Genomic DNA, 13,549 nt, shown 5'->3' on the forward strand with positions numbered 1-13,549 from the left:
TTTTATTCGTTCTATTCTTCGTCTTCTTCTTGATCTAAGAACGTATTTAACGTTTCTTCAATCATGTCCCACTCTTCATCCGTTTCAATAGGCTCTAGCTCGCCATCTTCACCGTCTTCGTTCGGCGTGAAGCTTGATGCATGAATTTCAATTTCTTCATTGTCTTGCTCAGAAATTGGGTAGTAAAGAACATATGATTTGTTAAAATGGTCGCTTTCAAAAGTAAATAGTACTTCGCAAAGCTGTTCATTTCCATTATCATCAACGATTGTAATTTGCTTTTCTCCGTGTTCCATTTGATTCACCTCATTTTAATTTAAGCTGTCTAAATACCCTTGCAGGATCATAACAGCCGCCATTTTATCAATGACTTTTTTACGCTTTTGTCTGCTCACATCTGCAGAGATGAGCATTTTTTCCGCTGCCATTGTCGACAGACGCTCGTCCCAAAGCACAACAGGAACATTGTACGTGTTTTCTAACACTTTCGCAAATAATTGGCTGGCTTCGCCTCTAGGACCGACCGTACCGTTCATATTTTTTGGAAAGCCAAGTACGATTTTATCCGTTCCGTATTGCGCGACGATCTCAGACAGGCGGCTGAGACCGAAGTCTCCGCCTGCTTCATCAATTTTAATTGTTTCTATCCCTTGCGCTGTCCATCCCATTTCATCACTGATCGCAACACCAAGGGTTTTCGTGCCTAAATCCAAGCCTAAAATTCTCATGTTTTACGCCTCTTTATGTGTCTCTAAGTACGATTTAACCAATTCCTCAATTAATTCGTCTCGTTCTAGTTTACGAATTAGGTTGCGTGCATCCTGATGTCTTGGAATATAAGCAGGGTCGCCTGACAGCAAGTATCCGACAATTTGATTGATCGGGTTGTATCCTTTTTCTTGGAGTGCGTCATATACTGTAATGAGCACTTCATTCACATTGGTTTCAGCTGAATCATCAGAGAAGTTAAACTTCATTGTCTTATCAAATGAACTCACTGCTTCTTGCACCTCTCTTCCAACATTCTACTAGCAAGCTTTTTTCTAACCGCTCATCTAATACCATTATTCTACACTACATCGCCTGATTATAAAACGGATTTGACAGATTCTTCGACAGTTGCCAGTGCTTCTTCTAGCTTTTCCGGTTGTTTACCGCCTGCTTGTGCCATGTCTGGACGTCCGCCTCCGCCTCCGCCGCAGATTTCAGCTGCCTGCTTTACAAGTTTCCCTGCATGCAGACCTTTTTCGATGACGTCTTTTGTCACTCCTGCTGAAATGTTTACTTTTCCGTTTTGAACGGCTCCGAGCACAATGACAGCTGATCCTAATTTGGCTTTTAAGTCATCAACCATTGTTCTTAAATGGTTCATGTCTTTCGCGTTTACTTTTTCAGTTAACACTTTCACTCCGCCGATTTCTGTCACTTTCTCTAAAATAGAGCCTGCTTCAGCCTGGCTTAATTTTGCAAGAAGAGATTCGTTTTCTCTTTGAGCCTCTTTTAAATCTGCCTGCAATGCAGCGATACGTTTTGGTACGTCTTTCGTATTTGACTTCAGCTCACTCGCTGCCTGTTCTAAAATGGCCAGCTGATCATTTAATTCTTCGTATGCACCTTTACCAGTCACAGCCTCAATCCGGCGTGTTCCAGCACCAATACCCGATTCAGATGCAATTTTAAACAACCCGATTTCCGCCGTGTTTTGCACGTGACAGCCGCCGCATAGCTCGATGCTGTAATCGCCTACCTGGACCACGCGGACAATATCGCCATACTTCTCGCCAAAGAGCGCCATTGCACCCATTTCTTTTGCTTCAGCAATCGGCTTCAGGTCAATCGCAACAGAGATGCCTTCCCAGATTTTTTCGTTCACGATTTTTTCAATCTGAGACAATTCTTCTTTTGTCACTTGTCCAAAGTGAGAGAAATCAAAGCGAAGTCTGTTTTCATTCACCAATGATCCCGCTTGGTTCACGTGGCTGCCCAATACATCTTTTAGCGCCTGATGCAAAAGATGTGTCGCTGTATGGTTTTTCACAATGCCTTTTCGAAGAGCTGATTCCACTTCTGCAGTGACTTCAAGTCCTTTTTTGGCTGTACCGCTTACAACCACTCCCTCATGGACATGCTGACCGTTTGGCGCCTTTTTCACATCTTTAATGTCGATGATGACTTCAGCGCTTTTTAATGTCCCTTTATCAGCCACTTGTCCGCCGCTTTCCGCATAGAAAGGTGTTTCATCTAACAAGATTTGTACCGTATCGCCTTCATGTGCTTCTGTGACAATTTCACCATTTTGAAGCAATTCGACAATGTGGGCATCTGCCGTTAGATTTTCGTAGCCAACGAATGTGCTTTCTACTTTAATATCTCCTAGAGCGCCGCCTTGAACCTGCATACTGCCGACATCTTGTCTCGCTTTTCTTGCACGTTCACGCTGCTTCTCCATCTCAGCCTGGAAGCCTTCTCGATCCACTGTCATGTTCTCATCTTCTGCGTATTCTTCTGTCAGCTCGACAGGGAATCCATACGTGTCATACAGTTTAAAGACATCTTCACCTGAAATCTGCGTGTTGCCTTTGTCTCTTTCTTTTTTGATGACTTCTGACAAAATAGCTAACCCTTCGTTCAGTGTTTCATGGAAACGTTCTTCTTCATTTTTGATGACTTTCGCAATAAATTCTTCTTTTGCTTGTACATCTGGGTAGAAATCCTTCATGATTTCCGCCACAACTGGAACTAGGTCAAACATAAACGGGCGATGGATGTGAATGGTTTTTGCATAACGCACTGCACGGCGAAGCAAACGTCTTAACACATACCCTCGGCCTTCATTGGAAGGAAGCGCTCCATCACTTACAGCAAAGGCAACCGTCCGGATGTGGTCAGCAATGACTTTGAATGCTGTATCCTTTTCCTTTGTCTCGCCATAACTTTCTCCAGAAATGGTCTCAACTGCACGAATAATCGGCATGAATAGATCTGTATCAAAGTTCGTTGGCACGTTTTGAATGACGGATACCATTCGTTCAAGACCCATCCCTGTATCAATGTTTTTCTTCGGCAGCGGCGTGTATGACCCATCTGGATTATGGTTAAATTCAGAGAACACAAGGTTCCACACTTCTAGATAACGCTCATTTTCTCCGCCAGGATATAATTCTGGATCGTTCATGTCGTCACCGTATGATTCGCCGCGGTCATAGAAAATTTCCGTATTCGGTCCACTTGGGCCCTCGCCAATATCCCAGAAGTTTCCTTCAAGACGAATAATACGTTCTTCAGGAACACCGATTTTATCTCTCCATAGAACATACGCCTCTTCGTCCTCTGGATGGACAGTTACAGATAACAAATTCGGGTTAAAGCCAATCCACTCGTCACTTGTGAGGAATTCCCACGCCCATTCAATCGCTTCTTCTTTAAAATAATCACCAATAGAGAAGTTGCCGAGCATTTCAAAGAACGTATGATGGCGTGCTGTCTTTCCTACATTTTCAATATCATTTGTACGAATTGATTTTTGCGCGTTGCAAATACGCGGATTTTCAGGTACGACGCGGCCATCAAAGTATTTCTTTAATGTTGCCACGCCGCTGTTAATCCACAAAAGTGTCGGATCGTCATGCGGTACGAGTGACGCACTCGGTTCTACAGCATGTCCTTTTTCTTTAAAAAAGTCTAAAAACATTTGGCGTACTTGAGCTGAAGTTAAAGTTTTCATTCAAAAATCCTCCCTTATCATTCATCAATCTCCACACAAACGAAAAAACATCCCGCCCTATGCAAGCACAAAACGACTTACACAGGGACGAGATGCTCTCGCGGTACCACCCTGATTATAGACCTATTCGTCTATCACCTTCACATCCGATAACGCCGGAAGAGAGCGGCAGTGTTTATCTGCACTCGGGACTAGCTTCCGTTAAAGGTCTGATAAGGCTTTTCTCAGCAAAATAAAGCCTCTCTCTGCAACAGCTTTTTAACGTACTCGGGTCCGTCATTGAATTCAGTATGTATGAATCGAAATTATTATAGACAACTCGGCTCCTCTTGTCAATGAACGCTTCGTCTCATGAGGATATATTGCACAATGATCACCCTGATTATAGCAGCTGTAGGTACCGCTAAAATCATCCCAATTAAGCCAAATAACTCTCCTCCTGCGAGCAAAACAAGCATAATGACGACAGGATGCATATGAAGACTCCTCCCAACGATGATCGGGCTGAGGACGTTGCTTTCTAAAAATTGCAGCACTGCTACTGTAATCAGCACAATAATAACCGATTTGACCGAGATGGTAAACGCGATAAAGACAGCGGGAATCGCGCCAATAATCGGTCCAAAATACGGAATGACATTCGTTGCGCCAATCAGCATACCTAGGACAAGCGGATACGGGATATGAAACAGCCAGAGCACAATGGCTGCTGCACCGCCGATTAAGGAACAGACAAGCAGCTGCCCTCTAATATAATTACCAAGCGATTCATCAACTGCTTTCACAAACGCATGCCCCCTCTTTCGAAATGAGGGCGGCGTTAAATACCATGCAGCCCGCTTCATCGTATTCATGTCCTTCACCATATAAAAAACAAGAAAAGGAATGAGCGCTGCAACTAATGCGTAATCAAGTAATACTTTACAGCTAAGAATCATCCGCTCAGCGCCGTTAGCTGCATATGTCTCCGATTGAACAATCAAACGGTCCAGCCTGTCGTGAAGTCCGTCGGGCCAATGGCTAGTATGACGATGAATATGAGATAAGGCGCCATTATACGTTTCGGCAAGCACAGGAATTTGCTCTGACAGCTCATTTAACTGCTTAATCATGACAGGTGCCCCTTTATAAACCGCAAGCCCAATCCCGCCAAAAAACAGTACATAAATCAATAAGAGACTAACAGTCCTTGGTAAGCCCCCCGCGTGCAATCTTTCCACTATCGGATAAAGCAGATAAGAAATAAAAATAGCAATGAGAAGCGGAATCAGAACCGCCTTTAACAACAAAAAAATAGGCATCCATAACTCGTCGAGCTGCAGTAAAATGAGCAAGGATGCAAGGACAAGCAGGACCCCTGCAGCATATAACAGAAATTGGATCGGACGTTTCTTCACCTTTTTCACCTCTTTTCTTATTGTTTAACCTTCTTCTGCAATTATCCATGTAAATAAAATTTGTCCTAACTTTGTTAAAAATGAATACACATGAAACATACAGCTCCATCAAAAGTCACTAAAATATGTCCACTGAATATTCCATCATGTACAAGAGGAGGTTTTTCATGATCACATTCGAAGAAGTCAACAAGCATTATGGCCAGTTCCATGTACTTAAGGACATTAACCTACATATTCAAAAAGGTGAGGTGGTCGTGATCATCGGTCCTTCAGGATCAGGTAAAAGCACGATGCTCAGATGCATCAATCGTCTTGAAAGCATTGATGAGGGAAAGGTACTCGTCAACCAAGTGCCTGTTCAGCATCCGAAGACCAACATTAATCTTGTCAGGCAAAATATCGGGATGGTGTTTCAGCATTTTCATCTCTATCCTCATAAAACGGTGCTTGAAAATATTATGCTTGCGCCAATGAAGGTGAAAAAGGTGAGCAAGGAAGAAGCGAGGGAAACAGCCGAATTTTATTTACATAAAGTCGGCATTCCTGATAAGGCTGACGCCTACCCTTCAAGACTCTCAGGCGGACAGCAGCAGCGTGTTGCCATTGCAAGAGGGCTTGCGATGAAGCCAGAGGTCATGCTGTTCGACGAACCGACTTCGGCACTCGACCCAGAGATGATTGGAGAGGTACTAGATGTGATGAAGCAGCTCGCCCGAGAAGGAATGACCATGGTTGTCGTCACACATGAGATGGGGTTTGCCAGGGAAGTGGCCGACCGCATTGTCTTTATTGATGAAGGCAGAGTTCTTGAAGAGTCAACACCGGCTGCATTTTATGAGAAACCGCGTGAGAAACGCGCTCAGCTCTTTTTAAGCCGTATTTTAAATCACTAGGGGGAAAGATTTGATGAAAAAAATGAAACGCTTTGGCCTACTACTCTTTATGACTTGCTGTATTGCCGCTTTAGCTGCTTGCGGCTCTGCTGAAAAAGGCTCGACGAATGCAAAGCAAGGAAGCTCTTTAGAAGCCATTCAGAAAGACAAAAAAATCATATTCGGGGTCAAGAATGATACACGTCTCTTCGGTCTAAAAAATCCTAGCAGCGGAGATATCGAAGGATTTGATATCGATATAGCAAAAGCCATCGCAAAGGAAATGCTCGGTGATGAAGGAAAAGCAGAATTCAAAGAAGTGACATCGAAAACGAGAATTCCTTTACTGCAAAAAGGAGATATTCATGCGATCGTCGCAACCATGACGATTACCGAAGAGCGTAAAAAAGAAGTCAATTTCTCAGATGTTTACTTTGAAGCAGGACAATCACTGCTTGTGAAAAAAGGAAGCGACATTCAATCGATTGATGATCTTAAAAAAGGGACGAAAGTGCTTGCAGTGAAAGGATCTACTTCTTCTCAAAATATCCGCGAAAAAGCACCTGAAGCGTCTGTATTAGAATTTGAGAACTATCAGGAAGCTTTTACAGCTTTAAAATCAAACCAAGGGCAAGTGCTGACAACTGATAATGCGATCTTATTTGGTATGGCAGATGAGGATTCAAATTACGAAGTCGTCGGCGGCACCTTTACAGATGAGCCTTATGGCATTGCTGTAAAGAAAGGGGATCAGGAATTAACAACTGCGATCAATAAAGCCCTAAAAACCTTAAAAGACAATGGAGAGTATGACAAGATTCATCAAAAATGGATCAAAGAATAACCGTTTGACTTGTTAAGACCTATTATCTTAGGGTGAGCCGCTCATTGGCTCCCCTGTTGGTCAGGAAGGAAGTGAACTGATTGCTGCGGTTTTCCATTCTCACTGAAAACTTCAATCTTTATGTAGAAGGCTTTAAATATACCATTGGTGCAAGTGTCATTGCTTTGATTGGAAGCTTTTTGATCGGTACACTCATTGCCATTATGAGAATTGCGCCACTCAGGCCGCTCAACTGGTTAGGAACGGCTTATGTGGAATTTATTCGGAATATTCCGTTATTATTGATCACATTCGTTTTCTTCTTTGGTTTACCCGTGCTAGGTATTGTAGCAGATGGCTTCACCGCTGGCACCATTGCCCTTGCCATTTATACGTCTGCCTTTATTGCTGAAGCCATTCGCGCAGGGATACAAGCTGTACCGCTTGGACAAATGGAAGCCGCCCGCGCTTCAGGTCTATCCTATGGCGGGACGATGCGGTATATCATTCTGCCGCAAGCGATTAAAATTGTCATTCCCCCTCTTGGGAATCAATTTATTAACCTTGTCAAAAACTCCTCTATTTTAGGTGTCATTGCAGGGTTTGATCTCATGTATCAAGGAGACCTCATCGCTTCTAGAACATTTGTGACATTTGATGTCTACATCTTTGTTGCCATGTTCTATCTGCTATTAACGATTCCGCTCAGTATAGGCGTTGGTTATTTAGAAAAAAGATTAGCAAGAAGCCACTAGAAAGGAGGAAACACCATGGATTTTCTAGGTGCCTACCAGCCTGATCATCTCGCCTTTTTACTTGAAGGATTTGCTGTCACCTTAAAAGTGGCTTTTATCTCCATCATTTTGAGCTTTCTCATTGGATTAGTCATTGGCACATTGCGGTTCGCTCAAATTCCGGTTTTATCAAAGATACTTGCAGTCGTCGTAGAAACCATTCGAAACCTGCCGCTCTTATTGATCATCTTTTTTACGTATTTTGCACTGCCCGAAATCGGCATTAAGCTGAGCATTACAGCCTCGGCTATTGCAGCTTTAACCGTATTTGAATCAGCGATGCTGTCAGAAATTATTCGAAGCGGTTTAAAATCAATTGATAAGGGGCAGATCGAAGCAGCCAGGTCTTCTGGTTTAACCTATATTCAAACGTTAAAAATGATTATTATGCCGCAGGCTTTACGCCGTATGGTGCCGCCAATTGTCAGTCAATTCATCTCTCTTTTAAAAGATACGTCGCTTGCTGTTGTCATTGCACTTCCAGAACTATTGCATCACGCTCAAATATTAAACGGTCAGAGCCAATCTTACTTACTGCCCATCTTCCTATTAGCGGCGATGATGTATTTTGTCGTCAATTTCAGCTTATCACTACTTGCACGCCGATTAGAATACAGGCAGGCGTAAAAAAGGACATCCGCTTTTGGCGGATGCCTTTTTGTTTACATCATTCTCATAACACGTTTTCTTAGCTTTTTCATATCCCGCTTTGATGGCATATCATATCGACTTGCAAAGTGATATGCGAGTGCACCTGCACCAAGCGTTAATAGTGAAGAAGTCATTTTGCCCATTCGAAATTCCCCCTTAACACTTATAGTTGAATTGAACGTTCATCATCACTAAACAGATCATCTAAGCTGCTTAGTGTCCCGTCTTCTTCCACTTGGTGTGTAGATATTTTGCCTTTTGACAGCGTCAATTCAATAAAACAGCCCCAGCAATAATATTGATTGACCCCAATTTTTCCGATGTCTTTACATTTGCAATTTGGGCAAATGAGCATAATCAGCACCTCTTTACGTTCGGTTTAGAACAAGTGCTTCCTTTTGAACGTTGATCAAGGTTCCGGCAGCCTGCAGCTGTTTTCGAATCCCTGATAGCTCTGTAAAGAAGCCGTCCGAGAGTTCATATGCTACGATTGTGCCCGAATTTGTGCAAAAGTATACATCTTCCAAAATGCCTAAATTTTCACCCTCAGGTGACTGCATCATTTTCTTTTTCAATTTCGAAAATAAGAAGGATGGGGCAGAGGAATCCATGCCTACTCCCTCCTGGCAGCTCACATATAAGCCTTTGTCTGTCAGCTGATCACCAGCAGAGAATGGAATGAGTGCACAGTCTTTCTTTTTCCCATCTAACACATATCCTCCGCAGCTGCCTCCGGCTAATAAGCAAATATCTTTAATGGAACCAAGTGAATGAGACAGCTCACCTGTATAGATTGACATTCCTTCAAGCTCTCGACATGTTCTCAAAATGTGCTCAACCACCTTTTGCGGAACAGTCTTATCGTGTGCGTTTGCTTCGATACTCATACGAAGAAATGGCTTCCATGAACGTAATATGAGGATTTCTTTTCACGCTAAAAAGGCTCCCGTATGGAAGCCTTTTATTCATGCATAAAATCAAACGGAGTGATTCCCTCCATGCCAATATTTGCGTCATGTACGCTAAACGGAAGCTCTTTTTGGAGCGCTGCAAGCTCCGCATCCATAACTTCATCAGTTTGCATCAGCCGCATCGTTAAGGACGTTTGTCTGAGCGAATCCTCATTGTTTTTCACACCCCACTCCAGCGCTGATTCCTCGCCGCACAGGATTAAAAACTTTTTACTTCGTGTAATAGCTGTGTACAGCAGATTTCGCCGCAGCATTCTGTAGTAGCTTCTCACGACTGGCAGCACAACGATTGGGAATTCACTGCCTTGTGATTTGTGGATGGAGCAGCAATAGGCATGTGTAAATTGATGAAAATCCTTTTTTGTAAAGGTGATTTCATTCCCATCAAAGGAGATCACAGCCATGTCTTCTTTTTCCGTGTTTTCTTTCGCATAAAAAATCGAGACAATTTCGCCGATATCACCGTTAAAAATATTATTTTCCGGCTGATTCACAAGCTGAAGCACTTTATCACCGGTCCGGTACACCACATCACCAAACGGGATTTCTCTGCCCTTTGGTTTTTTTGGATTCAAAATGTGCTGCAGCATTTTATTGAGCTCATTAATGCCTGCTTTCCCTTTATACATTGGCGCAAGCACTTGAATGTCTTTTGCTGAATAGCCTTTTTGAGCAGCATTGCTGACGACTTTCTCAATCACTTCTTTCATTTGATCAGCTGAGCATTTTATGAAAGATCGATCCTTTGAACGTGCGGTAATATCTTTTGGCAGGACGCCATTTTTCATATCATGTGCAAGTTCAACAATGCTGGAGCCGTCTGCCTGCCGGTAAATATCTGTCAGTGTAACAGCTGGTACGGCTTGTGAGGCAAGTAAATCCCTTAACACTTGGCCTGGTCCGACAGATGGAAGCTGATGTTCATCTCCTACCATGATCACTTGGATATGATCAGGAATCGCTTTAAACAAGTGATTCGCAAGCCAAATATCCAGCATACTTGATTCATCAATGATGACAAGCTTTCCTTCAATCGGCTGTTCCTCATCATGCGAAAAGCCCTCTGATCCGTTCCAGCCGAGCAAACGGTGAATGGTTACAGCTGGAAGCCCTGTTGATTCTGTCATCCGTTTAGCTGCTCGTCCAGTTGGCGCCGCAAGCACAAATGGAAAGGATTCATCTTTTTTGTAATCACTCGGATCAAGAGATACACCGTGAAGATCGCTGTAAAGCTCAACAATCCCTTTAATGACCGTTGTCTTCCCAGTCCCAGGTCCGCCTGTTAAAAGCAGCATCGGGGACATGAGTGCCTTTTGAATCGCTTCCTTTTGTGTCGGCGCATACTGGACGCCCAGCCGTTCCTCGAGCTCGCCAAGTGCGAGCAGGAATTCTGATTCAGGGAATTGATCTGCATATTCCGTTTGGGAGACGATTTTTTGTATTCGTTTGGCGACACTTTGCTCCGCATAAAATAAGGACGGATGATAGCAGCGCTCATCTTCAATGATCATCTCTTTCCCTTCGCCAAGTGCAATGATCTGATTGGCGACATCCATTTCCGTCACTTTGTACTCATTGCCTGTCTGATTGAGCAGCTTGCGGGTTTCAACGATCAAATCTTTCGTTTGTATGTACGTATGACCGTCCTGAAGACTTGCTGTTTCGACTGTATAAAGCAGGGCTGCACGGATTCGCTCTGGGTCATTTCCTGAGATGCCGGTTCTAGCGCCAAGCTCATCCGCCTTAATAAATCCGATCCCTTCGACATCCTTGACGAGCTGATACGGGTTTTCCTCAATCTTTTGCAGCGTTTCACTCTCGTACACTTGGTATATCTTCATGCTGAGCTGAGGACCAAAGCCATATTGATTCAGGCTGATCATGATTTGTTCCAATCCTTGATGTTCCTGGAGCGCTGCAGCCAGCTTATCTGCCTTCTTTTTTGATAAGCGCGGAACATCATACAAAACAGCTGGGTCACGCATAATTTTATGAAGCGTCTGGTTGCCAAGCTGCCCCACAATTTCTTCCGCCGTCTTTTTCCCTATCCCCTCAAATAAATCACTTGAGAGATAATGAATGATTCCTTGTTTCGTTGTCGGTACTTCCTTTTGAAAATGAGTGGCCTGAAACTGTTCACCAAATTTCGGATGGCTTGTGACTTTGCCATAGAAGGTGTAAGTTTCTTCCTCATGAAGTGCTGGGAAGTAGCCTGTGACAGATGCTGTTTTTTCCTCTAAGTTTTCCGATGTTTCAATGACTTTCACCTTTAACACCGAGTATAAATTACTTTCATTATGGAAAATAACGGCTTGAACTGTCCCCTTTAAAAACGGTTCGTCCTCAAGCTTCATTTGATCTGGATGTTCCTGCACAGGTCTTCCCTCCTTCCGTCTATTCTGCCTCTTGAATCAGCTTTTGCGCATGTAGTGCCAGCATATGGTCAGGCTGCACGTCAAGGGCTTTTCCTAGCATCTCAAGTGCTTCGTCTTTTTTCTCTAAGTATGCATACGCAACCCCTAAATTATAAAAGGCATCTGCATGCTGCGGATCACGCGCGACCACCTCGGTAAAGGTTGTCACCGCTTCTTCCAGCAATTGTTCATTGGCTAAGCACATGCCAAATTGGAATCTTGCTTCATTATCTTCTTCATTCAGTTCGATGGCACGCTGAAGATAGGGCATCGCAAGCTTCGGCTGCTCTAATTTGATGAGCGTCTGCCCCAGCATATAAAATAAATCACTATTTTCCATGCCAGCTTGTAGTGCTTGTTCAAAATAGTCTTTTGCTTTCATAAAGTCTTCTTTTAATGTGTATACATTTCCTGCCCCGTAATAGGCTGCAGCTGCGGCGTGATCAAGTTCAATGGCTTTTTGAAAGAAGTTTAACGCGCGTTCAAATTCATTGATGCTTGAAAGCAAATTCGCAAAGTTAATATATGGAACCGGGTCTTTTGGGCTTTCTTCAATGGCTTTCGTAAAAGCTTCAGCTGCTTTTTCGATGTTGCCTTGATTTAAGGCTTCTATGCCAATTTCGTTATGATTCATTCGCTCTCTCATCCTTTCATTAAAAAACCTCAACAGCGACGTTGAGGTTTTGAAAACATGTTACACATACGACAGCTTTTGACCGTCCTTAAAAACATCGTCAATTGTTCCGCCGCCAAGGCATTCGTCGCCATCATAAAAGACAACCGCTTGTCCTGGAGTCACAGCACGAACGGGTTCATCAAAGATGACCATCGCTTCTTGCTCACCTGTCATTTTGACCTTCACATGGTGATCTTCTTGACGGTATCTGAATTTGGCTGTGCATGTTAATTCACCATTTTCGCCGACAATATGAGGACGAGTCCAGCTGATATTGACGGCTGAAATGCTTTCAGAATATAAAAGTGGATTGTGGAAACCTTGTTCAACAAACAAGATATTTTGTTTCAAGTCTTTTCCAACGACAAACCAAGGATCACCGCTGCCGCCAATGCCAAGACCTTGGCGTTGACCGATCGTGTAATACATCAGTCCATCATGTTCACCTTTGACTTCTCCGTCCATTGTCTGCATCACGCCAGGCTGCGCAGGCAAATATTGACTGAGGAATGTTTTAAAGTTTCTTTCCCCAATAAAGCAAATACCCGTTGAATCTTTTTTCGTTGCTGTTGCGAGCTCTGCTTCTTTTGCCAATTCACGAACCCTTTTCTTCTCTAAATCTCCGATTGGGAACATGACTTTATCAAGCTGTTCCTGAGTCAGCTGATTTAAGAAATACGTTTGGTCTTTGTTGGCATCAAGACCCCTTAGCATTTTGACTTCAGCACCAGTTCTGTCGACGCGCGCATAGTGGCCTGTTGCTAAATAATCTGCACCGAGTGACAATGCATGCTCGAGGAACGCTTTGAACTTAATTTCTTTGTTACACATGACATCTGGGTTTGGCGTTCTGCCCGCTTTATATTCATCAAGGAAATATTGAAACACTTTGTCCCAATATTGCTTCTCGAAATTCACCGCATAATAAGGGATTCCAATTTGGTTACACACGCGGATGACATCCTCATAGTCCTCCGTTGCTGTACATACACCATTTTCATCTGTGTCATCCCAGTTTTTCATAAATATGCCGATTACATCATAGCCTTGCTCCTTTAACATAAGAGCAGCAACTGATGAATCGACTCCTCCGGACATACCGACCACAACTCTTGTGTCTTCTGGTCTTTTTGTCATCTTCATCAACTCCATTTTCAATGAAACAGCATGTGCGTTTCGTTCTTCAGGTGCCTGGCTGTTTCATTTTTCACACACGAACAAAAG

Annotated in this window: 15 protein-coding genes and 1 other annotated feature; of the genes, 4 read left to right on the forward strand and 11 right to left on the reverse strand. The window is 43.3% G+C overall.

The features are described from left to right. Positions 1–11 precede the first annotated feature (11 nt). From C6Y06_RS11480 to C6Y06_RS11500, 5 genes are all read right to left on the reverse strand, one after another. Complete coding sequence (locus C6Y06_RS11480; RefSeq protein ID WP_034321391.1) at positions 12–296, reverse strand: DUF1292 domain-containing protein; 285 nt, start codon at positions 294–296, stop codon at positions 12–14. A gap of 15 nt (positions 297–311) precedes the next feature. Further along, positions 312–728 carry a Holliday junction resolvase RuvX gene (ruvX, locus tag C6Y06_RS11485; protein WP_034661502.1) on the reverse strand — a complete coding sequence of 139 codons (417 nt, stop codon included), beginning with the start codon at positions 726–728 and terminating at the stop codon, positions 312–314. Positions 729–731: 3 nt separating this feature from the next. Then, a complete protein-coding gene (locus C6Y06_RS11490; RefSeq protein WP_024718370.1) occupies positions 732–998 on the reverse strand; it encodes an IreB family regulatory phosphoprotein in 267 nt (88 codons plus the stop codon). Between the two features lie 89 nt (positions 999–1,087). Further along, positions 1,088–3,724 (reverse strand): alanine--tRNA ligase, encoded by a 2,637-nt coding sequence (alaS, locus tag C6Y06_RS11495; RefSeq protein ID WP_106036920.1) that lies wholly within the window; start codon positions 3,722–3,724, stop codon positions 1,088–1,090. An 80-nt stretch (positions 3,725–3,804) separates the two neighbouring features. Continuing rightward, positions 3,805–4,013 (reverse strand) — a binding site (T-box leader). 43 nt (positions 4,014–4,056) lie between these two features. After that, positions 4,057–5,121 (reverse strand): AI-2E family transporter, encoded by a 1,065-nt coding sequence (locus tag C6Y06_RS11500; protein WP_106036921.1) that lies wholly within the window; start codon positions 5,119–5,121, stop codon positions 4,057–4,059. A 167-nt stretch (positions 5,122–5,288) separates the two neighbouring features. Here C6Y06_RS11500 and C6Y06_RS11505 point away from each other — a divergent pair, with 167 nt between their 5' ends. From C6Y06_RS11505 to C6Y06_RS11520, 4 genes are all read left to right on the forward strand, one after another. Then, entirely contained in the window at positions 5,289–6,017 is a 729-nt protein-coding gene (locus C6Y06_RS11505; RefSeq protein ID WP_060596857.1) for an amino acid ABC transporter ATP-binding protein, read from the forward strand. Positions 6,018–6,030: 13 nt separating this feature from the next. Further along, positions 6,031–6,840 carry a transporter substrate-binding domain-containing protein gene (locus C6Y06_RS11510; RefSeq protein ID WP_095285500.1) on the forward strand — a complete coding sequence of 270 codons (810 nt, stop codon included), beginning with the start codon at positions 6,031–6,033 and terminating at the stop codon, positions 6,838–6,840. Positions 6,841–6,920: 80 nt separating this feature from the next. After that, complete coding sequence (locus C6Y06_RS11515; RefSeq protein WP_060596859.1) at positions 6,921–7,574, forward strand: amino acid ABC transporter permease; 654 nt, start codon at positions 6,921–6,923, stop codon at positions 7,572–7,574. A 15-nt stretch (positions 7,575–7,589) separates the two neighbouring features. Beyond that, a complete protein-coding gene (locus tag C6Y06_RS11520) occupies positions 7,590–8,240 on the forward strand; it encodes an amino acid ABC transporter permease (RefSeq protein WP_003216394.1) in 651 nt (216 codons plus the stop codon). A gap of 35 nt (positions 8,241–8,275) precedes the next feature. Here C6Y06_RS11520 and C6Y06_RS11525 read toward each other — a convergent pair whose 3' ends face one another. The 6 genes from C6Y06_RS11525 to mnmA all read right to left on the reverse strand — a co-directional run bounded on the left by C6Y06_RS11525 (position 8,276) and on the right by mnmA (position 13,462). Continuing rightward, a complete protein-coding gene (locus C6Y06_RS11525) occupies positions 8,276–8,407 on the reverse strand; it encodes a YrzQ family protein (protein ID WP_003216198.1) in 132 nt (43 codons plus the stop codon). Positions 8,408–8,427: 20 nt separating this feature from the next. Then, on the reverse strand, positions 8,428–8,619 hold the full coding sequence (locus C6Y06_RS11530) for a hypothetical protein (RefSeq protein WP_003216308.1): 192 nt from the start codon (positions 8,617–8,619) through the stop codon (positions 8,428–8,430). A gap of 13 nt (positions 8,620–8,632) precedes the next feature. Further along, positions 8,633–9,091 carry a PRC-barrel domain-containing protein gene (locus C6Y06_RS11535; RefSeq protein ID WP_034662034.1) on the reverse strand — a complete coding sequence of 153 codons (459 nt, stop codon included), beginning with the start codon at positions 9,089–9,091 and terminating at the stop codon, positions 8,633–8,635. A 134-nt stretch (positions 9,092–9,225) separates the two neighbouring features. Then, complete coding sequence (recD2, locus tag C6Y06_RS11540; RefSeq protein WP_060596861.1) at positions 9,226–11,610, reverse strand: SF1B family DNA helicase RecD2; 2,385 nt, start codon at positions 11,608–11,610, stop codon at positions 9,226–9,228. 19 nt (positions 11,611–11,629) lie between these two features. Further along, positions 11,630–12,283, reverse strand: coding sequence for a tetratricopeptide repeat protein (locus C6Y06_RS11545; RefSeq protein WP_106036922.1), 654 nt, complete (start codon positions 12,281–12,283; stop codon positions 11,630–11,632). Positions 12,284–12,343: 60 nt separating this feature from the next. Beyond that, positions 12,344–13,462: a tRNA 2-thiouridine(34) synthase MnmA gene (gene mnmA / locus C6Y06_RS11550; protein ID WP_106036923.1), complete on the reverse strand. Its 1,119-nt coding sequence runs from the start codon at positions 13,460–13,462 to the stop codon at positions 12,344–12,346. Between the last annotated feature and the right edge of the window lie 87 nt (positions 13,463–13,549).

It is taken from the genome of Bacillus sp. MZGC1 (genome assembly GCF_002998605.1).
GTDB lineage: Bacteria > Bacillota > Bacilli > Bacillales > Bacillaceae > Bacillus.

Bases quoted from the DNA above. Each gene is read 5' to 3' on its own strand.
- C6Y06_RS11480 (WP_034321391.1), bottom strand. From the start codon at position 296: ATGGAACACGGAGAAAAGCAAATTACAATCGTTGATGATAATGGAAAT.
- ruvX (WP_034661502.1), bottom strand. From the start codon at position 728: ATGAGAATTTTAGGCTTGGATTTAGGCACGAAAACCCTTGGTGTTGCG.
- alaS (WP_106036920.1), bottom strand. From the start codon at position 3,724: ATGAAAACTTTAACTTCAGCTCAAGTACGCCAAATGTTTTTAGACTTT.
- C6Y06_RS11505 (WP_060596857.1), top strand. From the start codon at position 5,289: ATGATCACATTCGAAGAAGTCAACAAGCATTATGGCCAGTTCCATGTA.
- C6Y06_RS11510 (WP_095285500.1), top strand. From the start codon at position 6,031: ATGAAAAAAATGAAACGCTTTGGCCTACTACTCTTTATGACTTGCTGT.
- C6Y06_RS11520 (WP_003216394.1), top strand. From the start codon at position 7,590: ATGGATTTTCTAGGTGCCTACCAGCCTGATCATCTCGCCTTTTTACTT.
- C6Y06_RS11525 (WP_003216198.1), bottom strand. From the start codon at position 8,407: ATGGGCAAAATGACTTCTTCACTATTAACGCTTGGTGCAGGTGCACTC.
- C6Y06_RS11530 (WP_003216308.1), bottom strand. From the start codon at position 8,619: ATGCTCATTTGCCCAAATTGCAAATGTAAAGACATCGGAAAAATTGGG.
- C6Y06_RS11545 (WP_106036922.1), bottom strand. From the start codon at position 12,283: ATGAATCATAACGAAATTGGCATAGAAGCCTTAAATCAAGGCAACATC.
- mnmA (WP_106036923.1), bottom strand. From the start codon at position 13,462: ATGACAAAAAGACCAGAAGACACAAGAGTTGTGGTCGGTATGTCCGGA.